Consider the following 23,881-nt stretch of genomic DNA (forward strand, 5'->3'; position numbering starts at 1 on the left):
TGATGAAAAAGAAAGATTTTTAGGATTCCAGCGCTGCCCTCAGTAGCTTTCGTGTGTATTCCTCTGAAGGGTTCGAAAAAATCTTCTCTACTTCTCCCGCTTCCACGACAATTCCGTTTCTCATCACGGCCACGCGATGCGCCATTGCGCCGATCACTTCGAGGTCGTGGCTAATGAAAACATAACCGAGATTGTGCTTCTTCTGAATATCGGCGAGCAGCGTCAGAACTTGCTGCTGAATCGAAACGTCTAGTGCACTCGTCGGTTCGTCGAGAATCAGAATGCTGGGTTCGAGCACCAATGCCCGCGCAATTGCGATGCGTTGCCGTTGTCCGCCGGAAAACTCGTGCGGATAACGCGTAAGCGCCGTCCGATCCATCCCCACCTCACGCAGCACGGCAATGACCTTGTCGCGCCGCGCCGGCGCCTTCAGTTCCGGCCGATGCAACGCAAGCCCCTCCCCGACGATTCGTTCCACCGTCTGACGAGGCGAAAGCGAGCTGAACGGGTCCTGAAACACCACTTGCAGATTCGACCGCAGCACGGTTTTTTCGCGTCCGCGAAAATCGCCGAGCGCGCGCCCCTGGAACTGCACCGCGCCGTTCGATACGCGCTGCAAGCCGAGCAACGCCATGGCCAGCGTGGATTTGCCCGATCCCGATTCCCCGACGATGCCAAGCGTCTCGCCTTGCCGCACGGAAACGCTCACGTCGTCGACGGCTTTGAAGCGGCCACGCCTGAACCAGCCGTTGATGCCTGGCAGTTTCGTCGCATAGTCGACCGAGAGGTTTTTCGCGTCGAGCAAGACCGGCGCGATGGGCAGCACGGGCAGGACGTGGCGCTTCGGTTTGCTTTCGAGCAATCGCTGCGTGTACGAGTGCTGCGGCGAGGTGAAAATCTGCTCCACCGGCCCGCTTTCCACCAGAAGACCCTTCTCCATCACCGCGACGCGCTCCGCGAAGCGCCGCACGAGATTCAGATCGTGGGTGATCAGCAGCACGGCCATGCCGCGCTTCTCGGCTTCGTCACGCTGCAGTTCCAGCAGGAGATCGACGATCTGCGCGCGGATGGTCACGTCGAGCGCGGTGGTCGGCTCATCCGCGAGCAGAAGGCGCGGCCGGCACGCGAGCGCCATCGCGATCATCACGCGCTGACGCTGCCCGCCCGACAACTGATGCGGGTAGCTGTCCACACGCCGCTCGGGCTCGGTGATGCCGGTACGCGCCAGCAACGCGATGGCACGCTGACGCGCCTCGCGCGGCGGCGCGCCGTCGTGCAACTGAATGGTCTCGCCGATCTGGTCGCCGACCGTGTAGAGCGGATTGAGCGCGGTCATCGGCTCCTGGAAGATCATCGCGATGTCGGAGCCGCGCAGGCCGCGCATCGCGTGCTCGCTCTTCGACAGCAACTCCTCGCCGTTGAAGCGAATGGAGCCGCTGAGTTCGGCATCGCGCACGAGGCGCAGGATTGACAGTGCCGTCACGCTCTTGCCCGATCCCGATTCGCCGACGAGCGCCACGCGTTCGCCCGCGCGAATGTCGAGACTCACGCCGTCGACCGCGACGGTATCGCCGAAACGCACGCGCAGGTCGTCGATCGCCAATAACGGTTCGCTCATGCTCGCGCTCACTTCGCGCCTCCGGCCTTCACCGCATCCGCAATCCGCGTGTCGAGCGCGTTGCGCAAGGCGTCGCCCATGAAAGTCAGAAGCAACAGGGTCGCCACCAGCACGCCGAAGGTGGACAGCGAAATCCACCACGCATCGAGATTGGCCTTGCCTTGCGCGAGCAATTCACCAAGCGACGGCGTCGGCGACGGCACGCCCAGCCCGAGAAAATCGAGACTCGTGAGCGCGAGAATCGCTCCGCTCATGCGAAATGGCAGGAATGTGATGACGGGCGTCAGGCTATTGGGCAGCACGTGCCGCCAGATGATCTGCCAGTTGGACAAACCCATCGCGCGCGCGGCGCGTACGTAGTCTTGCGTGCGGTTGCGCAGAAACTCCGCGCGCACGTAGTCCGACAGCCCGATCCAGCCGAACAGCGACAGCAGGATGACCAGCAAAACGAGGCTCGGCTCGAAGATCGACGCGAAGATGATCAGCAGATAAAGCTCCGGCAACGCGCTCCAGATTTCGATCAGCCGCTGCCCGGCGATGTCGGTCCGGCCGCCGAAGTAGCCCTGCACCGCGCCCGCCACCACGCCGAGCACCGTGCCGATGGCCGTCAGCACGAGCGCGAACAGCACCGATACGCGAAAGCCGTAGACGAGCCGTGCGAACACATCGCGCCCGCGGTCGTCGGTGCCGAGCCAGTTCTCGCGCGACGGCGGCGCGGGATTCGAGCCCTTCGAGAAGTAATTGAGCGTGTCGTAGTAATAGTGATTCGGCGGATAAACCGCGAAATTGCCCGGCGCGCTGAAGCGGTCGCGCACGAACGGGTCGAGATAATCGGCGGGCGTCGGATAGTCGCCGCCGAACGTCGTTTCCGCGTAGGTCTGCACGATCGGAAAATACAAGTGTCCCTGGTAGCGCACGACGAGCGGCTTGTCGTTCGACCAAAGCGGGCCGGCTAGGCTGATCGCGAACGCCACGACGAACACGATCAGACTCCAGTAGCCGAGCTTGTGCTGCCTGAAACGCATCCACACCCGCCGCAGAGGCGATGGCGAAACCGGCTCGCGCAAGGGCTGCGCATCGGCGGCGCCGCGTGAGGATCGTGAAGAAGCGGCTCGGTTCATCAGCGCTCCAGTTGCTCGAATTGAATGCGCGGATCGACCCAGACGTAGCAGAGGTCGGAAATGAGCTTGGTCGCAAGCCCGATCAGCGTGAAGAGATAGAGCGTGCCTAGCACGACGGGATAGTCGCGCCGCACCACGGATTCGTACGAGAGCAGCCCGAGTCCGTCGAGCGAGAACAGCGTTTCGATCAGCAGACTGCCCGTGAAGAATGCGCCGATAAACGCTGCGGGAAAGCCGACGATCAGCGGCAAGAGCGCATTGCGGAACACGTGCTTCCAAAGCACGCGTCTTTCGGAAAGGCCCTTCGCGCGCGCGGTGAGCACGTATTGCTTGCGGATTTCGTCGAGAAACGCGTTCTTGGTCAGCATGGTGACGATGGCGAAGCTGCCGACCACCGACGCCACCACCGGCAAGGTGATGTGCCAAAGATAATCGACGATCTTGCCGCCGAGCGAGAGCGTGGCCCAGTTATCCGAAGTGAGATTGCGCAACGGGAAAAGCTGCCAGAACGAGCCGCCGCCGAACAGCACGAGCAGCAGCACGCCGAGCACGAAGCCGGGAATCGCGAAACCGATCAGCACGATGAGACTCGTCGCCACGTCGAAGCGCGAGCCGTTTCTCACCGCCTTCGCTATCCCGAGCGGCACCGATATCAGATAAGTGATGAAAAACGTCCATACGCCGATGCTGATCGACACCGGCAGTTTCGACACGATCAGCGACCAGACGCTCTGATGCCGGAAGTAACTGTCGCCGAGATCGAAGCGCGCGAACTTGCCGAGCATCAGCCAGTAACGCTGCAAAGGCGGCTTGTCGAAGCCGTAGAGCGCCTTGAGTTGCGCGACCTGCTGGGCATCCACGCCAGTATGCGTGCGCAGCCCGAAGCCGCCGCCTTCCGCGTTGCCGCGCCGCAGATCGTGCACCGCCTGCTCGACAGGCCCGCCCGGCACGAACTGAATCACGACGAAGGTCAGCGTGAGCACGCCGATGAGCGTCGGGATCATCAACAGAATGCGTTTGAGTATGTAGCTCCACATGGCGCGCGGTCCTGTTATTTCGACGCGGCGGCTTTCGCCCACCACGCCGACACTACCCACTCTTCCGCCGTGTAGTAGAGCGGCAAGGTCGCGGGGTACTGAAGCGTATTGCGATACGCCACCCGATGCGTCGCCGAATACCAATGCGGCACCACGTAATAGCCATTCATCAGCACGCGATCGAGCGCGTGAGTGGCATCGACGAGCTGTTCGCGCGTCTGTGCGCCCACCACTTTCTGCAGAATCGCGTCGACCGCCTTCGACTTCACGCCGGCGAGATTGTCGGAGCCTTGCTCGTCGGCGGACCTGCTGCCGAAGCGCGAGACTTGCTCCGTGCCGGGAATCTGCACGTCGGGCATGCGCACGCTCGTGACGTCGAAATCGAACGCGTCGAGCCGTTTTTGGATCAGCGCGTAGTCGACGGTGCGAAAGTTCATCGTGATGCCGAGCTTTTGCAGATTGCGGCCGAACGCGGCGGCGACCGGTTCCATGGAGGCGCCGCCGCCCGTATCGTCGAGAATCTCGAACACGAAGGGCTCGCCCTTCGCATTGCGCAGCGCGCCATCGCGATACGTCCAGCCCGCCTCGGCGAGCAATCCGCGCGCCTTGATGAGGTTGGCGCGCAGCGATCCGGGCGGATCGGTGTCGGGCTGACGCGGCATCTCGCCGAACACGGACGCATCGAGGTCCTTTTTGAGCGGATCGAGAATGGCGAGTTCGCCGTCGCTCGGCTTGCCCTTCGCCTGCAAGTCCGTATTGACGAAGAAGCTGTCGATGCGCCTGTACTGATTGAAGAACAGTTGCCGGTTGAGCCACTCGAAGTCGAGCGCGAGATCGAGCGCCTGACGCACGCGCACGTCCTTGAAGAGCGGCCGGCGCGTGTTCATGAAAAAGCCCTGCATGCCGGTGCCGTTATGCTGCGGGAATTCGCGCTTGATGAGTTCGCCGCTGTCGAAGCGCTTGCCGATATCGCGCCGCACCCAGCTTCGCGCAACGTATTCGACGAGCACGTCGTACTCGCCCGCCTTGAAGGCTTCGAGCCGCGCGACCGGGTCCGAATACAGCTTGTAGTGAATCTGCGCGAAATTGAACAAGCCCACGCGCACCGGCAACGCCGCGCCCCAGTAGTTCGGGTTGCGCTTGTACGAGATGGTGCGGCCGTTGTCGTATTGGTCGATCAAATACGCGCCGCTGCCGATCGGCTTCTGAAACGCGAGTTGATCGAACGGAATACGCGTGCCGTCGGGCTTCACTCCCCATTTGCGCGAAAACACGGGGATGCCGCCCGCGAGCAACGGCATCTCGCGCGTCGCGGTCTTGAATTCGAAGCGAATGGTCGATGCATCCACCACGACCGCGCGCGCGATCTGCCCGAAGTACACGGAGAACTGCGGCGCGGCGAGCGGGCTTTTCAGCGTCTCGAACGAGAACTTGACGTCCTCGGCGGTAACGGGATCGCCATTCGAGAAATGCGCTTTCGGGTTGATGTGGAACGTGGTGGACAGGCCATCGGGCGCGACGGCGATGTCGTCGGCAAGCAAGCCATAACCGGTCGATACTTCATCGAGACTGCCGGTGGTCAGGCTTTCGAACATCAGCGAGAGCCCCGGCGCGGGATTACCGCGCAAGGTGAACGGATTGAATTTGTCGAAGCTCGTCAGGCGGTTCGGATTGGCGAGTACGAGCGTGCCGTCGCGCGGCGCGTCGGGATTGACGTAATCGAAGTGACTGAAGCCGGCCGGATATTTCGGCTCGCCGTACTGTGCGTAGGCGTGCGCCGCCTCGGCCTGGTTCGCGCCCGAGACGATCGATCCGGCCAGCGCGAGCGCAATGGCCATGCGCCATGCGCGGGTTGGGCGGATCGTCGTGCGAGTCGTCATAAGCTCCTTGGGCGCCGGGTATCGCGCAATCGACGTTCGGGTCGGGCAGGCCATTGCGATGTGAGAGAATTCTACCCAAATCAAAAGCCGTGCGACCGTGGGTCAATTGCGCCGCACGCGCTTGAGGCTCACGCGGCGCGGGCAGATGCGGCTCGTTCGCCACCGTGCGCGACATTGACTTCAAAGGAGCATTCATGGGCTTTCTCGCTGGAAAACGAATTCTGCTGACGGGCTTGCTGTCGAACCGTTCGATTGCCTACGGCATCGCACAGGCCTGCAAGCGCGAAGGCGCGGAGCTGGCGTTCACCTATGTCGGCGAGCGTTTCAAGGATCGCATCACCGAATTCGCAACCGAATTCGAAAGCGATCTGATCTTTCCGTGCGATGTCGCGAACGACGCCGACATCGACGCACTCTTCGCGTCGCTCAAGGAACGCTGGGATTCGCTCGACGGTCTCGTGCATTCCATCGGCTTCGCGCCGCGTGAAGCGATCGCGGGCGACTTCCTCGACGGCATGACGCGCGAAAACTTCCGTATCGCGCACGACATTTCGGCGTACAGCTTTCCGGCGCTCGCCAAGGCCGCCAAGTCGATGCTGTCGGACAGTTCGTCGCTGCTCACGTTGAGCTACCTCGGCGCCGAGCGCGCGATTCCCAACTACAACACAATGGGTCTTGCCAAGGCATCGCTCGAAGCAAGCGTGCGCTATCTCGCGGCTTCGATGGGCAACAACGGCGTGCGCGTGAACGGCATCTCGGCCGGTCCCATCAAGACGCTCGCGGCCAGCGGCATCAAGGGCTTCGGCAAGATTCTCGATTTCGTCGAAAACAACGCGCCGCTCAAGCGCAACGTGACGATCGAACAGGTGGGTAACGTGGCGGCGTTCTTGCTGTCGGATCTCGCGGCCGGCGTGAGCGCGGAAATCGTGCACGTCGATGCGGGATTCAATGCGGTGGTCGGCGGCATGGCGGGCGTGACCGAATAACGCCTGCGGCGCTCGATCATGTGCAGAGGGCTGCTCTCTTGCGAGAGCGGCCCTTTTGCTTTTGTGTTCGGGTTTTTGCAAGTGCTGGCGTCGTGACAGCCGCTTACACAGCGCCATGCATGCGGGCGTGATCTTCGTGAACCTCGCCTTCGGGAACGTTGGCTTTGTGAAGAACGCCTTTGGTAGCGTCGTCTAAAGGCCCGCTATATCTGCCGACTCGGCAGCCACACTGGACCAGCGCGTTCAATGCCTGCCACCATGTCCGTTGCCATGACCATTGCCGTGTCCGTACCCGTTACCGTGTCCGTGTTGCGGCCCGCGATTGTAGCCATGCCCGTAACCGTGGCCGTGATAACGGTTCCAGTCGTTCCGGTTCCAGTAACGGCGCCCATCCCAATACCGGTTTCCGTACCAGCCGATGACCACGGGCGGACGCGCATAAACCGGAGCCGGCTGGTAAATCACAGGCGGCGGAGGCGGCGCGTACACAGGCGCGGGCGCAACGTACACCGGCGCGGGGATGCCGACGTTCACGCCTACGTGTACATCGGCGTGCGCGGTGCCACTTATCGCTGACGCGGTCACGATCAACATGCCGCCCAGCACTCGCCCCATGACATTCACTTTCATCGCGTGGTCCTCGTTTTGTTTTGATTGGCTTGCGACAAAATATAACGGACGCCTTTCAGCGCAATATTTCAGCTTTGTAAGTTCTTCCCATGACGTGGCTCTCGTCAGGAGAAACCTTACCTTTTGTTACACGCTGCCGCGCGGCGACAAATAAAAAGCCACCCTTCGACCGGGTGGCTTTCTCTTAGCGCGACGTTCACTCAATGGTCGTGATGACCGTGATCGTGATGATCGTAGTCGCGGCCGCCGTATCCGTGACCGCCGTGACCGTGGTTCCACTCGTCGCGGTTCCAGTAGCGATGGCCATCCCAGTACTGGTCGCCATGCCATCCGATCACGATAGCCGGTTGCGCATAAACCGGCGGAGGCGGCGGCGCATAGACCACGGGCGGAGGCGGAGGCGCATAGACCGGCGCCGGCGCAACGTACACGGGCGCGGGCACGCCGAGATTGATGCCGACGGAAACGCCCGCCATGGCCGCGCCGGACAGCGTCATACCACCGATGACGAACGCTCCTGCGAGCGCGGATGTCCTCAATACCTTGTTCATGTGAAGCCCACCTCGATGGGATGTTTGTTGTGTTGAGTGGACTATATCGAACGAACGCCTTTGCTTGTGTGCCACTTGGTAACGTCCCATTACCAATGCCTACCAGGCAAATGATTACGGAGAGTAAGGATCATGCACGCCGCGCGCCAATGAGAAACGGCGGCTCGTGAAAGCCGCCGTCAGGGACCGTGCAACGGGCACTAATTGGGCAGTTCCTGTCCGCGCGTTTCAGGCGCGAGCGGAATCACCGCGAGGCCGATGAGAAACGCGATACCCGTGAGCGCGATCGGCACGCCGAGCGTCTTCATATGCAGCACCATCGCGCCGATGCCGAAGTTCACGATCGCGCCGAAGAAGCGTCCCACCGACGTGCAGAATGCGAACGCCGTCGCCCGGACGCGCGTTTCGAACTGTTCCGGCAGCCACAGGCTGAAGAGCGCGAAGTTGCCGCCGAAGAAGCCGAGCACGACGAGCAGCGCAATGAACGGCACGAGCCCGTTCGGTAGATAGAACGCCCAGCCGAACGACAGCGCAATGGAAGCCGCCATGCCGACGAAATATACCGCGAGCGTCTTGCGCCGGCCGATGCGCTCTGCCATCGGCGGCAAGGCGAGACAGCCGATGATCGTGCCGATGGACAGCAAGCCCGTCGCGATCGACGCCATGCGCGCGGCTTCGGGCTTGCTCATGCCGGCCTTCGTTGCAAGCTGAATGACTGCCGACGGTTCATACACCGCGCCGGCCCACAGACCGATGATCGCCACGGTCAGCAGCACCGCCGCGACGATCGTGCGCTTGCGATACTGCGGCGAGAAGATCGTGCGCAACGAACCGTGCTGCTTGACGGCAGGCGCGCTCGTCGCTTCGGCACGCTGCCACTTGTCGGTTTCCTTCACGCGCAAGAGCACAAGAATCGATACGACGACCGGGAACAGTCCAACTAGAAACATCGCGCGCCAGCCGAATGCCGCGCCGATCGTGTAGTTGAGCGCGGCCGCCAGAAAGAAGCCCGCGTAATAGCCGGTTTGCAGATAACCCGCGCCCATCTTGCGACGATCTTCCGGCCATGCCTCGGCGACGTAGGTTCCGGCAAGCGCCCACTCCCCGCCTATGCCGACGCCCGCAAAGAAGCGATAAATGCCCAACTCCCAAACCGAATGCGATGTCGCGGCCAGCCCCGTGAAAATCGCGAACGTGAAGATGGTCGCGGCGAGCACCTTGGTGCGCCCGAAGCGATCGGCGAGCGGTCCCCAGATGAACGACAGTCCCCATCCGACTAGAAAGAGCGCGAAGAGTATGGAGCCTGCAAGACCGACGTTCGCGGGCGTGGCCGCGTAGCCCGAACGCGGCAGCAGTTCGGTGAGCGCGGGCGCAAGCACGAGCGCGTAGATGAAAGAATCCATTCCGTCGAGCGTCCAGCCGGCCCACGCACCCCAGAAGCCGGTGATCTGCGAGCGGTTGAGCGGGGTTTTGATCGGGCGCGAGGCGCGTAACTCTCGGTCCACCGTGGTTGGCATGGCCATGTCTCCGGAAAAGAATGATCGATACACGCGCGCTCTCGATTCTTGTCAGCCGCTCCCAGCTTAGGGAAAGCACCTTCTGTGAAGTCGCGCATCGTTTTATATATAATATTTGAACATTGACACGCGGCAAGTCCGCACTTACACCTAGCCATGCCGACAGATCTCTCCACTTCCGATGCAGCGCAGCCACTTGCATCGTTTCGTCACGCACAGTTCGAACCGCGCCAGAGCACGTCGCGCTTCATCGCGGATGCGTTGCGCACGGCTATCGTCGAAGGTGCGTTGTTGCCGGGCGAACCGCTGCGCCAGGACGCCATCGCACGGCAGTTTTCGGTGAGCGCGATTCCGGTGCGCGAAGCGTTCCGGCAGCTCGAAAGCGAAGGCTGGGTGACCATCGAGCCGAATCGTGGCGCGGCCGTCAGCCTGCAATCGGCCGACGAGGCGCGCGAGATCTACGAGATACGCGCGTCGCTCGAAAGCTTGGCGATCGGCATCGCGCTCGAACATCACACGGCGCAAACGCTCGCCGAATCGCAACGTCTGCTCGAAGCGGCGGAAAGCGAGCCGGACCCGGCGCTCTACGTCGTGCGCAACGAGCAGTTCCATATGAGCCTTTACGCGCCCGCGGACCGGCCGCGTCTGATGGAGCTGATCGGCCAGATGCATCGGCGCGGCGAACGTTATTTGCGGCTGAAGCTCGGCTTGCCGATTCACAAGGATTCGTCGGATGCGGAGCATCGCGCGATTCTTGCCGCGCTCGTCGCCCGCGATATCGAACAGGCGCAAACGCTCGTCGCGCGTCATCTGCTTGCGACAGGCGATTTGATCCACCGCTTTCTCGCCGATGCGCAAGCGCTTGCCGCGGCGAGCCATGTCAAGAAGAAGCGCCGCCCGCGCGCCGCGCCCGCAACGGCTTCTGCAACCTCTTTGAAGGAGGATCGATGAACTCGTCCCCGACGCCTGCCACGTCGCCCGCGCGCGACACGAGCCCGCAAACCCGGCAGTGGAACACGCGCGCGCAGGAAAAAGCGCGCCGCCTCAAGCTGATCGAACCGTGGCTCGACGGCTCGGTGCTCGCGACCGACCGTATCGTCGATGCCTTGCACGCGCTGATCGTCACGGGCGACCGCGTGGCGCTCGAAGGCAACAACCAGAAACAGGCCGACTTCCTCTCGCGCGCCTTCGCCAGACTCGATCCCGAACGCGTGCACGACGTTCATCTGCTGATTTCGAGCATCAGCCGCCCGGACCATCTCGCGCTGTTCGAACAGGGCATCGCGCGCAAGGTCGATTTCGCGTTCGCCGGTCCGCAAAGTCTGCGCGTCGCGCAACTGCTCGAAGACGGACAACTCGAGATCGGCGCGATCTATACGTATATCGAACTGTATGCGCGCATGTTCATCGACCTCACGCCGCAGGTGGCGCTCGTGTGCGCGGTGCAGGCAGACCGGCACGGCAATCTCTACACGGGCGCGAACACCGAAGACACGCCTACCATCGTCGAGGCCACCGCGTTCAGACATGGCATCGTGATCGCGCAGGTCAACGAGATCGTCGATGAACTGCCGCGCGTCGATATCCCCGGTTCGTGGATCGATGTCGTCGTGAAGGCAGACCGCCCGTTCGCCGTCGAGCCGCTCTTCACGCGCGATCCGCGGCATATCGGCGAGTTGCAGATTCTCATGGCGATGATGACCATCCGCGGCATCTACGACCGCTACGGCGTGACGTCGCTGAATCACGGCATCGGTTTCGATACGGCGGCCATCGAACTTCTGCTGCCGACATATGGCGAATCGCTCGGGCTGAAGGGAAAGATCTGCACGCACTGGGCGCTCAATCCGCATCCGACCTTGATCCCCGCGATCGAAAGCGGCTGGGTGCAGAGCGTGCACTGCTTCGGCAGCGAGGTCGGCATGGAGGACTACATCACGGCGCGGCCGGACGTGTTCTTCACCGGCCGCGATGGCAGCCTGCGTTCTAACCGCGTGTTCTGCCAGTTGGCAGGGCAATACGGCGTCGATCTCTTCATCGGTTCGACCCTGCAGATGGACGCCGACGCCAACTCGTCCACCGTCACGCTCGGGCGGCTGGCGGGCTTCGGCGGCGCGCCCAACATGGGCCACGATCCACGCGGGCGCCGTCATTCGAGCGAGGCGTGGCTCAAGCTGCTGAAAAACGACGGCCCGAACCCGGCCATCGCGCGTGGTCACAAGCTCGTCGTGCAGACCGCCGAGACGTACAAGAAAGGCGGCGAGCCGACCATCGTCGATGCATTGGATGCCATCGCCGTCGGTGAAAAAAGCAACATGCCGATCGCACCCGTCATGATCTACGGCGACGATGTCACGCATGTCGTGACGGAAGAAGGCATCGCGTATCTGCATGCGGCCGAAGGTGTCGATGAGCGCCGCGCCGCGCTTGCCGCCGTGGCGGGCGTCACGCCCATCGGCATGCGCGCGGATGCGAAGAAGACGGCGGAGTTGAGAAGGCGCGGCATCGTCGCGTTGCCGGAAGACCTCGGCGTGCGGCGCGGCGAAGCAAAGCGTTCGCTGCTCGCGGCACGCAGTATCGACGACCTGGTGGCGTGGTCGGGCGGTCTGTATGCGCCGCCTGCGCGCTTCAGAAGCTGGTGAGCGCGATGGGTTCGTGTATGTCTGACCGTGAAGACAAAGCGTCGAGCCTTTGCGTGGTTGCCGACATTCCCGCTGGCGTGTGTTCGTGGAACGCAGAGGCGCGGCTCGATGACGCCACGCATGCGAACCCGTCGAATTCGCGTGCCGTCGCAACGCACGCCAATACCGGAGCCGCTGCCCGCCCGAGCATGGGCCATGCGATGCAAACGGCGCTAGCGTCGCGCGAAGCCACTCGGTTCGCCCACTTGCAGCCGATCGCGCCCGATGCCATCGCGACCCGCGCCGTGGCCGCGCTCATCGACGAAGCGTGTCTCACACCGAAACCCGCATTGGTAGACCGGCGCGGCAGCGGCGCGCATCGCGATTTGTCGCTCGACATCATGTTGCGCTCGGCAAAAGCGTTGCACCCCACGTTTGTCGCCATCGCTCGCGCGTCGGCCGATCTCGAACCGTCGCAGACGTTACGCGAACAGCTTGCACGCATTGGCCGCGAAGGCGAGATTGCGATGATGCGCGCGACCGCCGGCAGCAACGCGCATCGCGGTGCGATCTGGATCGTCGGCTTGCTGTGCGCCGGCGCGGCGATGCATGCGCCCGACGACAGCGCGGCGATCTGCGCAAGCGCGGCACGCATCGCGCGCTTCGAGGATCGTTACGCGCCCGCGTCGGCACAAACGAGTCACGGCGCGCGCGTGTCGGCGCGATACCGTGTGGCGGGCGCGCGCGGCGAAGCGTGCGATGGCTTTCCGCATGCGCTCGAAATTGGGCTGCCCGCGCTCGATGCAGCCCGTCGCCGCAATCTCGATGAAAACGACGCGCGCCTCGAAGCGCTCGTCGCGATCATGGCGTCGCTCGACGATACCTGTCTCCTGCATCGCGGCGGCATGACGGCGCTGCGGGTCGCGCAACACGGCGCGCGTCGTGTGCTCGACGCAGGCGGCGTTGCATCGGCGAGCGGCAAGACAGCGCTTCACGAACTCGACCGCGAACTGCTCGCGCTCGATGCATCGCCTGGCGGCGCCGCCGACTTGCTTGCGGCGACGCTCTTTCTCGACAGTCTCAGGCGCTTGCATTGATTCGCAACGCGCGCATCGAAGAGGAACGATGATGGAAAACATCCGATACGAATACCCCGCCACCCGCCCCGTGCCGCGTCGCGCGCACGTCGGCGTGGTCGGCTCGGGCGATCTCGAAGTGCTGCTCTCGCCATCGGCGACAGCGAATGCGGAAGTGGTGATCCGCACGAGCGTCGACGGCTACGAGCATGTCTGGAAGAGTGTGCTCGACCGTTTTTTTCAGCGATACGACGGCGCCGCGAAACTGGAGCTCAACGACTTCGGCGCGACGCCCGGCGTGGTCATGCTGCGCCTGAATGAAGCCGTCGAAGCCAGCGAGGGCACGCCATGAACGCTCACGACACCTTTCTCGCGCGTCACAGCTTCATCGAGATGACCGCGCGCGAACGCGCCCGCGCCCTGCTCGATGCCGGCACCTTTCGCGAACTGCTCGGCCCCTTCGACCGGCTCGAATCGCCGTGGCTTGCCATGCAGAACGTCGTCTGCCAGTCCGACGACGGCGCGGTGATCGCGCGCGGCATGCTCGATGGCGAACCCGCCGTGATCGCGGCGATCGAACCCGCGTTTCAGGGCGGCAGCATCGGCGAAGTCTCGGGCGCGAAGATCGCGGCCGCGCTCGAAATGGCGCTCGGCGAATTCGAAGCGGGCCGCGCGATCCGTCCCGTCGTGCTGTTCGAAACGGGCGGCGTGCGTCTGCAGGAGGCGAACCTCGGGCTTGCGGCCATCGCCGAGATTCAGGCGGCGATCGTCGCATTGCGGCGGCACGTGCCGGTCGTCGGCGTGATCGGCGGCATGGTCGGCTGCTTCGGCGGCATGTCGCTCGCGGCGGCGCTCTGCACCGAACTCGTGATGACGCGGCAGGCGCGCCTTGGCATGAACGGGCCGGAAGTGATCGAACAGGAAGCGGGCATCGAGGAGCTCGATTCGAGCGACCGGCGCCTCATCTGGTCGATGATTGGCGGAGAAGAACGCGCGGCGGTCGGCCTCGTCGATGCGCTCGTCGAAGACGATACCGCGCAAGTACGCGACGCGGTGCTGGCGGCGTTCGCGCGCGGCGTGCCGACGCGTCATCGCACCGAGGACGTGGACGGTTTCATCGAGCGTCTGGCGCGCGTGAACCCGGACGCCATCGATCCCGAAACGCTGCGCACGCTCTGGAGTGCATCACGATGAACACGACAACTCTCTCGCGCGGCGAACGCTGGATCGACGCGCTGACTTCGCCTGCGTCCGGCGCGCAAGCCGGTCCGATTCGCGCGCGTGGCGGGCTTTTGAACGGCGAGCACGCGCATTTTCTCGCCGTCGTGCCCGATCCGGACAACCGCTTTCCACGCGCTCGCGACAACGTCGTCGGCCTCGAACAGGGATGGCTGCTGGCGCGCGCGGTGCGCGAGGTCATCGACGCGGATCGCGAGCGTGACGTGAAGCGTCCGATCGTCGCCGTCGTCGATGTCAAAAGTCAGGCTTACGGCCGGCGCGAGGAACTGCTCGGCGTGCATCTTGCCTGCGCCGCTGCCGTCGATGTTTATGCGAGCGCGCGTCTTGCGGGTCATCCGGTGATTGCGTTGATCGTCGGGCCGGCCATGTCGGGCGCATATCTGGCGCACGGTTATCAGGCGAACCGGATCGTCGCGCTCGATTCACCCGGCACCGCCGTGCACGCAATGGGTCGCGAAGCAGCCGCGCGCGTCACGCGGCGCAGCGTGGAAAGTCTGGATGCGCTCGGCGACACCGTCTTGCCGATGTCGTACAAGATGAGCGCTTATGCAAAGCTCGGGTTGCTGCATGAACTGATCGAAGGCGTCGATGCGGATGCGCCCTCGGCGGCCGAGATCGAGCGCGTGAAGGCTTCGCTTGCGGCGGCCGTGAACGATGCGCGCGGTGCTTTGCGTGATCTGTCGAGCCGGCTTGGTTCTGCCGATGCGAAGCGCACGCGGGCTGCGTCGGTGGAGGTGCGCAAGCGGATGCGTGAGCAATGGGATGAAGCTTGAGTCGGGGCGGTGCTCCATGCGGCTTGGCGCATCGAGAATGGCTTGTCACGCACCAATGAAGCAGCTGTCACCGACGATAAGCTCCGCTTCGACGCAACATGCAGGAGGCCTTTGTGCGGCCCGTTTGCCGCGCATCGTTCAATACGGTCGCGCGATTCGTGACTGCGCGTGCCCAGCGAGCGTCACCGACGAGAACAATGATGAACGCAAGGCAGTATGAGATGCGGCCACATGACCTGCTGAAGATCGACACGCTGTCGTCATCGGCCGGAGGCGGCGCGGATGTCGCGGCCTCGCTTCTCTTCGCGCCCAACGTGCCGTCCTGGGTCGCCACCTCGCTCGCGCGCTCACCTTTCGTCGTCGTCCGCCGTGCGCCGCGCCTGGGCGACGCAATTCCCATCGGCGTACGCGGTTCGACGCGCGGCGAGCGCTTCGGCGCGTGGATCGATCAACGGTCGATCGCGTCTGCGTTGTCTCCCGAAGCCTTGCTCGAACGCACGCCCGATTCGGACCGCGCACACTTGCCCGCGTTCGCGCTTCTGCGGGCAATCTCGTCTTCGATCCAGGCAACGGGACTCGCCTGGGGCCCCGCCGGCAGCACAGGCTTCGAACTCGCGAGCGGTACACCCACGGTCACACCCGAAAGCGATCTCGACATCGTGATTCGCGCGCCCTCGCCGCTTTCGCGCGATGCAGCCGCCGCGCTTCTCGACACACTGTCGCGAACCGCGCGGGAGATCGGCACGCGCATCGACGTGCAGATCGAAACGCCGGAAGCCGCCTTCTCGCTCGCGGAATTCGCGCGCGCGAATCTACGCGTGATGCTGCGTCACGCCGACGGGCCGCGACTCGTCGCCGATCCGTGGGCAGCCGCATGATCGCGTATCTCTTTCCGGGACAGGGTGCGCAGACGCCGGGCTTTTTGCATCGGCTGGGCGGCGAGCAACCGCATCCGGTCATCGGGCAGACGCTCGCCGAAGCATCCGACATCCTCGGCGAAAACATCCTGCAACTCGATGACGCCACCGCGCTTGAGTCGACCGTCGCGGTGCAAGTCACGTTACTGGCGGCAGGCGTGGCGGCGGCGCGCGCGCTCGCGGCCGAAGGTATCGAGCCGGAAGCCGTCGCGGGTTTGTCGGTCGGCGCGTATGGCGCGGCGGTGACGAGCGGCGCCGTTGCGTTCGACGATGCCCTGCGCCTCGTTCGCCTGCGCGCGACGCTCATGCAGAACGCGTATCCGCACGGCTACGGCATGCTGGCGGTGCTCGGCCTGAACGAACGAGAGATTGCACGCGTGATCGCCGACGGTCACGCCGATGCCTATGTCGGCAATCTGAACGCGCCGCGTCAAATCGTCGTATCCGGCAGCGATGATGCGCTCGAAGCCGTGAGCCGCCTCGCGCTCGAACGCGGCGCGCGCAAGGCCGAACGGTTAGCGGTGAGCGTGCCTTCGCATTGCGTGCTGCTCGAAGACGCGGCCACGCAATTGATCGAAGCTGCCGCGAAAGTCCGCTTCGATGCACCACGCGTTCCATATGTCGGCAATCGCGGCGCACGCGTGCTGCGTCGCGCCGATGCCGTGCGCGACGACCTCGCGACCAACTTGCGCTATCCGGTGCGCTGGCACGAATCGACCATCGCGCTGTTCGAACTCGGCGCAAATGTCTTCGTCGAAATGCCGCCCGGCCACACGCTGACGCAACTCGCAAGCGACGCCCTGCCCGATGCGCAGGCGCTATCCATGGACGCCGCGTCCACTCATCCGACCGCCGCTCGCGTACGCGCGGCAAACCAGCGCGCCGCAGATTAATCCGCTTTTTCCGCACTTTTCCGACAGCGAATTGTCAACGACCGTAAGCAAAATCAGAATGTTCCGCTAGCTTTTTGTTCGACGGACATCGACGATGCCGCTCCGTGCGCGAAGCATCGCGTCACGGACGCCCCAAAAACAATTCTAGGAAGACCGAAACATGAAATTCATCCGCTTGGCGCTCGCGGCGCCCGCTCTGTGCGCGCTCATCTCCTGCAGCAGCATGAATGCACTTAATCCCGACACGTTGTTGCAGTCTGGCCAACTCGCATCGCAAGCCTTCACGCTGAGTGACGCCGATGTGCGCACGCTCTCCGACAAATCGTGCGCGGACCTGGACAAGGAAAACAAGATTGCGCCGGCGTCGAGTCAATACACGCAGCGTCTGAACCGCATCTCGAAGCAACTGGGCGACAACATCAATGGCGTGCCGGTCAACTACAAGGTCTACGTCACGAAGGATGTCAACGCCTGGGCGATGGCCAACGGTTGCGTGCGCGTGTACAGCGGCCTCATGGACGCAATGAACGACGACGAAGTGCGCGGCGTGGTGGGCCACGAAATGGGTCACGTGGCGCTCGGCCACACCAAGAAGGCGATGCAGCTCGCCTATGCGACCTCTGCCGTGCGCTCGGCGGCGGCATCGACGGGCGGCGCGGTGGCGAATCTGTCGGCATCGCAACTGGGCGACTTGTCCGAGAAGTTCGTCCAGGCGCAATTCTCGCAATCGCAAGAAAGCGCCGCCGACGATTACTCGTTCGACATGCAGAAAAAGAAGGGATACAGCCCGGCTGGCCTCGTGACGGCGTTTCAGAAGCTCGCGACGATCGACGGCGGCAAGTCGAGCATGATGGATTCGCACCCGTCGTCGCCTTCGCGCGCGAAGCACATTCAGGATCGGATTGCGTCGGGCAAGTAAGGACGGGGCAAAAAAAAAGCGCGAGCAGCGGTTGCTCGCGCTTTCGACTCCAATTCGTGACGATCAGAAGTAGTAATGCACGCCGACGGTCAGGCTGTCGTTACGACGATGGCCGCCGTCGAAGTGCGCCGTGTCGGCCGTGTATTCGCCAGCGACACTCCATTGCTTCGCGAACTTATACTCGACGCCCGCGCCATAGTGCAAGCGCGTGTCCGGCCAGGTGCCAGTGAAGCCCACGCGCGCGTAGGGCATGATGTTGCCGTCGATAGGCATGCCGACTTTTACGTCGATGCCGCCGTCCTTCTTGGTCGTCGAACCGGCGTGAAGATCAGCGAATCCTTCGACGCCGACTACGAACTGGTTGACATCGACGTTATAACCTGCCGTCAGGCCCGGAAAGAACGTCGTGTGCGTCGATTCCTCGAAATCGTGTCCGGTTGCATCGGAGAAATTCAAGCCGAGCTTCGCGCCGACGAAGGGGCCGGAGAATTCGCTAGCGTGCGCGCTAGCGATACCGAGCAGCGAGACGAAAAGCGGCGCCGCTACCTTTTTGATACTTACCATGAGTGAGCCAACCGTGAGAAAGGCGTCGCCAGAACACGCAAATCGAATTCAGGCAAGAAAATAATCGAGACAGCGCAGGCTGTCTTGCAATTGACTGCTTCCAAACAATCAACGCGCAAGATTAGTTTCCGATTGTTAACTCGGATAGCGGACTTGTCTTAAAGGTTGGGCTCGGCGGCGTAGGGCGTGACATGCGTCACGTGTTGCCTGGCCGATGACGCCGTTGAGACCGGCACGCCTCATGGGAAAGTGGCGGCGATTGATGGTAGTACCGGCGGATGAGTGAACTTGCCGCCTACTTCCCGCGCAAAATGTCCCAAATTGCGATACTTCCCAAAAGCAAAACGACGATCAGCGCCGCCGTTCCAAGCACGTTAAAAATCACATTCACGATCAACTTCGTCGCCTCCAGACACTGCCTGTTTTTTTGAATGGTTCGAGTAAGTATTCGCTATTTTTGCACGCCAGCCGTTTGAACGATCGAAGATGGGAACTGACTCTCGTACATGATCGTGCGTCGCTCGTTCTTTATTGCGTGTGGAAGACCTCGACCGGGCAGAGGTTTTCTCCTGAACCATCCTGATATTGCAATCTGCCATTCGGTCGGTGTGTGACGCGTGGCACGTCCGAGACATGGCTGGCGTGCTCCGCAAAGTTTCTAAGCTCGGACCCTGAGCACGCCATCTCCACAAAGTTGCATTCCAAAAGACATCGATAGACTCGCTCCGATGATAAGATCGTTAGTCTTCTTTAGCTTTCGAACGCGTCGTTTTCGTCAGAGCCGATTTTCTTCAACTTGGCTCGCTCGTGTCGTTCATCGTGCGAAACCATCCGCCATTACGCGAACGCGATTACATAGCCCACAAGCGTGACTTCAGACTGCATACCTATGCGATCGTCTTGATGTCCCGTGGTCAAACTCGCAGCGTCCTTAAAGACTCGTAACTTCTCTGATCATCAACAGTGCGACATCCCCTCGTTAGCTCATCCAATTGGAGCATCACTTAAATGAAAATCACGCTATTGGTGAGTTCCATGGGAAGCGGCGGCGCGGAACGGGTCGCGGCTACGCTCGTGAATGCCTGGAGTGAGCGCGGTGACGATGTCACGCTAGTCGCTACATATAGCGGTAAGGGTGATTGCTTTTACAAGATTTCCGAGAACGTTCGCTTCATCTATCTGACTGACCGTGCAGGGAGTCAAGGCGGCAAGTTATCAAGCTTCGTTCAGCGGCAGCGGGCTTTGCGCTCGCTCATCCGGGAGAACCGGCCCGACGTTGTGATTTCCTTTTTAACCAATGTCAACGTAGCCGCAATTCTTGCAACATTAGGCTTGGGCATTCCGGTTATCGCTTGCGAACATAACGATCCATCTCGCGACGGACGATCCGCGTTATGGAAACTGCTTACTCGTCTGACTTACCCACATGCCAGCGCGATAACGGTGCTCACCGAAAATGTCGTCGCACCGTTCAAGACAATGGTGCCCGGCATGCGACATATTGCTGTCGTCCCAAATCCGCTGCCTGACGAATTATTCCAGCAGTCGGCGCCGTCTATCGAAACCGGCGCGCGCATGCGCCTCGTTTCGCTCGGACGATTGCATCCGCAAAAGAACTATCGCCTTTTGATCGACGCATTCTCGTCCATTGCGAATGCATGCCCGAAATGGGATCTGTGGATATGGGGTGAAGGTGCCGAACGCGCATCGCTCGAAGCGGAGATCGAAAGGCGAGGTGTGACCCAGCGCATCTTTCTTCCGGGTGTCACCGAAAATCCATGGACGGAGATTCTGCGCTCGCAGGCATTCGTCATGTCATCCCGCTTCGAAGGATTCGGCCTCGCGCTCGCCGAGAGTATGGCTTTAGGCGTTCCCGCCATAGCTGTCGATTGTCTCAGTGGTCCGCGCTACATCACGCGCGACGGGCAGGACGCGCTGCTTGTGCCAGTCGCCAATCCGCAAGCGTTAGCCGCTGCAATTCAAAGGATGCTCACCGATGACACGCTGCGTGCCGAACTGAGTCGCAAAGGCGCAAAGTCCGTTCGCGAGCGATATTCAACGAATACGATTCTTCGCGTGTGGGACGAGTTGTTCACGCGCGTTGGCGTGGACACCGACGATGCCGCGGCGCGCCGACCCATCCATGAAAACGACATGACAGATTACGACTCACACGAATCGCAAGGCGCCTACGACTCGACGCGCCGTTGATATCGCCTAATGAAGAAAATAGCTGTAGACATCAGCCTGATAATTCTTGAGGGCATCTGCCGACAGGGCTAGAAGAATCAGCGCAGTCCACCATATCACGAACGCGTTCCTGAATCGAATTTGCGAAATCACGTACGGCAGCAGTAACGCTATGCAATACCACACGCGTCCCTTCCCGAACGGAAACAGCACATACGCAAAGACCAAATAAGCCATGAGCGCAACGTGCATCGTGCATAGCTCCGTCCATACCTTGTCCTTCGCTGTGCCCTTCTCTTTCCATTGCGTATAAAGCACAATGACAGAAGCCGTTGCATAGACGATCAACAGGATGAGCAGCCGGATAGTGAAATCGTCCTGGTAGTCCGCATATTCCTCGACTCGCCTGCCGCCGAAATTATTGAAAAGATAGCCCGCCGCGGCGGCGAGTACGAACGCCGTCAAACTCGAAACAATCAACGCTCGCCATTTTCGATCTCCGCACGCTCGAATGGAGAGCAATAGCAACGCGGGTATCGCGAAGGTCGTATGAACGAAGCTCGCGAGCACCCATCCGAGGACGGGCCGCTGATAGCGCAGCGTGATAAGCATCGCTATGCCGAATGCCAAACCTTGACGGATTTGAAACAGTCCGACCGTAGCCAAGGCTACCGGAACGACCGCCCAAAGAAGCAGCCCTAGTAGCGGTCGCCGGACTTCTAAAAGCGCCGCAATGATAAGTGCGTTCGCCAATACGACGGTCACTCTTACACCAATATCGGGTGTTACGCCGAACGCATTCAATACGATCAACCAGGTACGCCAGCCGAATTCCTCCGTCACCGTGCTGATGACAAAACTGAGCGTTGAAGTGCGTGTCTGATAAAGATTGACGAACCAGTCCCACGTTGTCTGGCTGAAGTACTCCAGGTAATTGTCCTGATCTAGCAGCATCGTACGATCGCCTACCGCAACCACCACCAGCAACAGAATCGCTATCAGGATGAATAGGCAGCCGCCAGGAGTAGTCAGGTAGGCTCGCGCCTGAGTTGTGCGACGGGGAACTGGTGGACTCGGCGCTTGAGTCATTCTGGCTTTCATCGAAATTTTTTTAGGTCGGATAATGCGCTCGGCGCCGGCTTGCTGCCTTGCGAGGTTGTCGTCGGCGAAGTGCGCCGATTATCGAATAGTCTTCAAGTCCGTTACTACGATCTGCGGTCCGCGCTTGTCGTAATCGTGGCTTTCGACGGAAAGAAGCTTTGGCTTGATCCAGGTCGCCGATCGATTGACGATTCGTCCTTTCACAATTGAACCTTTGGTATCGAGACCTGAAACGCTAAAGGCGGCGATCTTCGCGGATTCATCGCGCTGACCGCTGATATCGATCTGCACGTCCTTGGACTCGACACCGGCAATCTTCAAGAGATAGACGAGGATGCCGATCTTGCAGTTTCGCGTGACAGGGTTGACGATCCTGATGTTTTCCAGCACGTCCCGATTCGAATTGGGCTCGATATCCAGACCCGCCGACGGCGCCGTTCCACCGATGTTCTCCCACAGACCGCCTTCAATGAAAACGTTCCTTCCGCTAATGATGGAGATTCCCTGTCGACGACAGTTGTTCGCGTGATGGTCAATCACGTGAATATACTGAGGCGGCATGCTGGTCGGCTGATAACTGTTCGCCAGGTAGATACCGTCGCCCCAGCAACCCACCGTGGTTGCCGATTTGATCGTGATTTTTGAACTACCTGCTATCGAAATGCCCATGCCGTAGCCTTCCGAATGCGTTTTGGGCTGCGCCGAGTTCAACTCACGACTGCCGTCTAGCGTCGCGTTCTCCAGCACAACGTCGCTCACGTCCCACATGCGCAACATTTGATACGAAGGCGTGTCATGCGCAAGCAACTTGATCGAGGCGCCCGGTTCGAAGCGAACGCGCGAGCCGCTTCGCAGACTCAGTCCTTGCGTGTCGATGCGGCATTGTCCGCCAATGAGTAACGTCTTGCCAACTGAGCGATCGATCGCATCCTGAAGACGCGACGTGTCATTGCTCACGCCATCGCTCACGACGCCGAAGACACTCGCATGCACGACGTCGTCTTCATTCAATATCTTAGCCGCCGCCGACCGACACGCAAGCCCATGCGCCAGAGGCATCGACGCTATGACTTTGAGCGCAACTCTTCTGCTTATCATGATCGTTCTCAAGCGTTCTGCGTTGTTCCATACACCGCAACGGTCCGCTCGATCACGATCCTTTCGTCGAACTCTGCGAGCGCGCGAACGCGCGCATTGGCACCGATCGTTTCGCGCAACACCGGGTCGTCATGAAGACGCGCGATTGCATCTGTCAGCGCGACGCCGTCCTTCACCGAAACGCGCAAGCCATCGACGCCATCTTGACTCACGACCTCGCGACAACCCGGCGCGTCCGTCGTCACCAGCGCGATGCCGCATGCTGCGGCTTCGATCATCGCCTTTGGCAATCCTTCTCTATAACTGGGCAACACCATGATGTCGATGTCGCGTAGCAACGCCGGCATGTCACCGACATGACCGAGCCAAGTCAGCGTGCCCTCCTCGACCCAGGCCTCAACCGTTTTTGTCGGGACCGAAGCAGGATTGCCCTCGTCGGGATCGCCGGCGAGCAGGAATTCGAACGAGCGCTGGCTGTTTCGCAGCGCGCGAGCTGCTTCCACGTATTCCGCGATTCCCTTGTCCCAAAGCAGGCGCGCAGCCAGCAAAACGCGAATCGGTCGTGGCGTGCCGCTCGTGTCCTTCGCGCGTTGGGCGAACTTCTGTACGTTCACGCCCGATCCGGGAATGAGGTGGATGCAAGACTTGTCGACGATACCGGCGTTGATGAACATCGCGACATCGTCGGGATTCTGGAGAATCAGCGATGCGCCGCGGCCATTCAACGTCGCGCGCATCAATATTTTGACCAGCGGTCGTAAGACGCGCGCCTTCAACGAATCGTTCGTAAACACGAAGCCGAGACCTGCCACAGCGTTGACGCGCTGCCTGACGCGCGCGAGACGCGCCGCAAGCGAACCGTACACCGCGCATTTAATGGTGAAGCCATGCACGACATCTGGCCGCTCTTTGCGAAACAGGCGGCATAGGTGCAAGACCAGCAAGAGTTCCCGCAAGGGGTTCAGACTGCGTCGTTGCATCGGCACGGGAAGCCAGCGGAATCCGGCGTCCTCTAACCCCGCGACATAAGGCCCCGGCGGCGACATGAGCAACACCGACCAGCCATTGTCCCGAAGATTCTTCGCGAGCGACAAACGAAAATTGAAAAGGTACCAATCCGTATTGGCAAAGAGAACGACTTTTTTCATGA

At 61.6% G+C, this 23,881-nt stretch carries 22 protein-coding genes; 11 read left to right on the plus strand and 11 right to left on the minus strand.

Going from position 1 to position 23,881, the window contains the following annotated elements:
- Positions 1-19: 19 nt before the first annotated feature.
- From P9250_RS27165 to P9250_RS27180, 4 genes are read right to left on the minus strand one after another with little or no spacing between them, the layout of a single operon-like run.
- Positions 20-1,618 carry a dipeptide ABC transporter ATP-binding protein gene (locus tag P9250_RS27165; protein WP_310396170.1) on the minus strand — a complete coding sequence of 533 codons (1,599 nt, stop codon included), beginning with the start codon at positions 1,616-1,618 and terminating at the stop codon, positions 20-22.
- An 8-nt stretch (positions 1,619-1,626) separates the two neighbouring features.
- Positions 1,627-2,739, minus strand: a complete 1,113-nt coding sequence (locus P9250_RS27170) for an ABC transporter permease (RefSeq protein WP_310396173.1) — start codon at positions 2,737-2,739, stop codon at positions 1,627-1,629.
- Positions 2,739-3,776, minus strand: coding sequence for a microcin C ABC transporter permease YejB (locus tag P9250_RS27175; protein WP_244825509.1), 1,038 nt, complete (start codon positions 3,774-3,776; stop codon positions 2,739-2,741). Before P9250_RS27175 ends, P9250_RS27170 begins: the two co-directional genes overlap by 1 nt.
- A 14-nt stretch (positions 3,777-3,790) precedes the next feature.
- Positions 3,791-5,614, minus strand: a complete 1,824-nt coding sequence (locus tag P9250_RS27180; RefSeq protein WP_310396902.1) for an extracellular solute-binding protein — start codon at positions 5,612-5,614, stop codon at positions 3,791-3,793.
- 236 nt (positions 5,615-5,850) lie between these two features.
- On the opposite strand from P9250_RS27180, the gene fabI reads away from it, so the two are divergent.
- Entirely contained in the window at positions 5,851-6,642 is a 792-nt protein-coding gene (fabI, locus tag P9250_RS27185) for an enoyl-ACP reductase FabI (RefSeq protein WP_244825511.1), read from the plus strand.
- 243 nt (positions 6,643-6,885) lie between these two features.
- On the opposite strand, the gene P9250_RS27190 is transcribed toward fabI, so the two are convergent.
- The 3 genes from P9250_RS27190 to P9250_RS27200 all read right to left on the minus strand — a co-directional run bounded on the left by P9250_RS27190 (position 6,886) and on the right by P9250_RS27200 (position 9,340).
- Complete coding sequence (locus P9250_RS27190; RefSeq protein ID WP_310396175.1) at positions 6,886-7,272, minus strand: hypothetical protein; 387 nt, start codon at positions 7,270-7,272, stop codon at positions 6,886-6,888.
- A gap of 200 nt (positions 7,273-7,472) precedes the next feature.
- Positions 7,473-7,823, minus strand: a complete 351-nt coding sequence (locus tag P9250_RS27195; RefSeq protein WP_370652022.1) for a hypothetical protein — start codon at positions 7,821-7,823, stop codon at positions 7,473-7,475.
- A gap of 200 nt (positions 7,824-8,023) precedes the next feature.
- Positions 8,024-9,340, minus strand: a complete 1,317-nt coding sequence (locus tag P9250_RS27200; protein ID WP_244825515.1) for an MFS transporter — start codon at positions 9,338-9,340, stop codon at positions 8,024-8,026.
- A gap of 156 nt (positions 9,341-9,496) precedes the next feature.
- Here P9250_RS27200 and P9250_RS27205 point away from each other — a divergent pair, with 156 nt between their 5' ends.
- The 9 genes from P9250_RS27205 to P9250_RS27245 all read left to right on the plus strand — a co-directional run bounded on the left by P9250_RS27205 (position 9,497) and on the right by P9250_RS27245 (position 17,778).
- Positions 9,497-10,291, plus strand: coding sequence for a GntR family transcriptional regulator (locus P9250_RS27205; protein ID WP_244825517.1), 795 nt, complete (start codon positions 9,497-9,499; stop codon positions 10,289-10,291).
- Complete coding sequence (gene mdcA, locus P9250_RS27210) at positions 10,288-11,982, plus strand: malonate decarboxylase subunit alpha (protein ID WP_250465146.1); 1,695 nt, start codon at positions 10,288-10,290, stop codon at positions 11,980-11,982. The genes P9250_RS27205 and mdcA overlap by 4 nt, the downstream gene beginning before the upstream one ends.
- Positions 11,983-12,182: 200 nt before the next feature.
- Positions 12,183-13,058: a triphosphoribosyl-dephospho-CoA synthase gene (locus tag P9250_RS27215; protein WP_310396904.1), complete on the plus strand. Its 876-nt coding sequence runs from the start codon at positions 12,183-12,185 to the stop codon at positions 13,056-13,058.
- Positions 13,059-13,089: 31 nt separating this feature from the next.
- Positions 13,090-13,389 carry a malonate decarboxylase subunit delta gene (locus P9250_RS27220; RefSeq protein WP_244828068.1) on the plus strand — a complete coding sequence of 100 codons (300 nt, stop codon included), beginning with the start codon at positions 13,090-13,092 and terminating at the stop codon, positions 13,387-13,389.
- Positions 13,386-14,231 (plus strand): biotin-independent malonate decarboxylase subunit beta, encoded by an 846-nt coding sequence (locus P9250_RS27225; RefSeq protein WP_310396177.1) that lies wholly within the window; start codon positions 13,386-13,388, stop codon positions 14,229-14,231. Before P9250_RS27220 ends, P9250_RS27225 begins: the two co-directional genes overlap by 4 nt.
- Positions 14,228-15,049, plus strand: a complete 822-nt coding sequence (gene mdcE / locus P9250_RS27230) for a biotin-independent malonate decarboxylase subunit gamma (protein WP_310396179.1) — start codon at positions 14,228-14,230, stop codon at positions 15,047-15,049. Before P9250_RS27225 ends, mdcE begins: the two co-directional genes overlap by 4 nt.
- Positions 15,050-15,270: 221 nt before the next feature.
- Complete coding sequence (locus P9250_RS27235) at positions 15,271-15,927, plus strand: malonate decarboxylase holo-ACP synthase (protein WP_310396181.1); 657 nt, start codon at positions 15,271-15,273, stop codon at positions 15,925-15,927.
- On the plus strand, positions 15,924-16,859 hold the full coding sequence (gene mdcH / locus P9250_RS27240; protein ID WP_310396183.1) for a malonate decarboxylase subunit epsilon: 936 nt from the start codon (positions 15,924-15,926) through the stop codon (positions 16,857-16,859). Before P9250_RS27235 ends, mdcH begins: the two co-directional genes overlap by 4 nt.
- Positions 16,860-17,019: 160 nt before the next feature.
- Positions 17,020-17,778: a M48 family metallopeptidase gene (locus tag P9250_RS27245; RefSeq protein ID WP_244825525.1), complete on the plus strand. Its 759-nt coding sequence runs from the start codon at positions 17,020-17,022 to the stop codon at positions 17,776-17,778.
- A gap of 63 nt (positions 17,779-17,841) precedes the next feature.
- On the opposite strand, the gene P9250_RS27250 is transcribed toward P9250_RS27245, so the two are convergent.
- Positions 17,842-18,342 carry a porin family protein gene (locus P9250_RS27250; protein ID WP_310396185.1) on the minus strand — a complete coding sequence of 167 codons (501 nt, stop codon included), beginning with the start codon at positions 18,340-18,342 and terminating at the stop codon, positions 17,842-17,844.
- 1,008 nt (positions 18,343-19,350) lie between these two features.
- Here P9250_RS27250 and P9250_RS27255 point away from each other — a divergent pair.
- Positions 19,351-20,553, plus strand: coding sequence for a glycosyltransferase family 4 protein (locus tag P9250_RS27255; RefSeq protein ID WP_310396187.1), 1,203 nt, complete (start codon positions 19,351-19,353; stop codon positions 20,551-20,553).
- A 6-nt stretch (positions 20,554-20,559) separates the two neighbouring features.
- Here P9250_RS27255 and P9250_RS27260 read toward each other — a convergent pair whose 3' ends face one another.
- The 3 genes from P9250_RS27260 to P9250_RS27270 all read right to left on the minus strand — a co-directional run bounded on the left by P9250_RS27260 (position 20,560) and on the right by P9250_RS27270 (position 23,879).
- Positions 20,560-21,633 carry an EpsG family protein gene (locus P9250_RS27260; RefSeq protein ID WP_310396189.1) on the minus strand — a complete coding sequence of 358 codons (1,074 nt, stop codon included), beginning with the start codon at positions 21,631-21,633 and terminating at the stop codon, positions 20,560-20,562.
- Between the two features lie 78 nt (positions 21,634-21,711).
- Complete coding sequence (locus P9250_RS27265) at positions 21,712-22,743, minus strand: right-handed parallel beta-helix repeat-containing protein (protein WP_310396192.1); 1,032 nt, start codon at positions 22,741-22,743, stop codon at positions 21,712-21,714.
- Positions 22,740-23,879: a glycosyltransferase family 4 protein gene (locus tag P9250_RS27270; RefSeq protein WP_310396194.1), complete on the minus strand. Its 1,140-nt coding sequence runs from the start codon at positions 23,877-23,879 to the stop codon at positions 22,740-22,742. Before P9250_RS27270 ends, P9250_RS27265 begins: the two co-directional genes overlap by 4 nt.
- Positions 23,880-23,881 lie beyond the last annotated feature (2 nt).

It is taken from the genome of Caballeronia sp. LP006, assembly GCF_031450995.1.
Classification (GTDB): Bacteria; Pseudomonadota; Gammaproteobacteria; order Burkholderiales; family Burkholderiaceae; genus Caballeronia.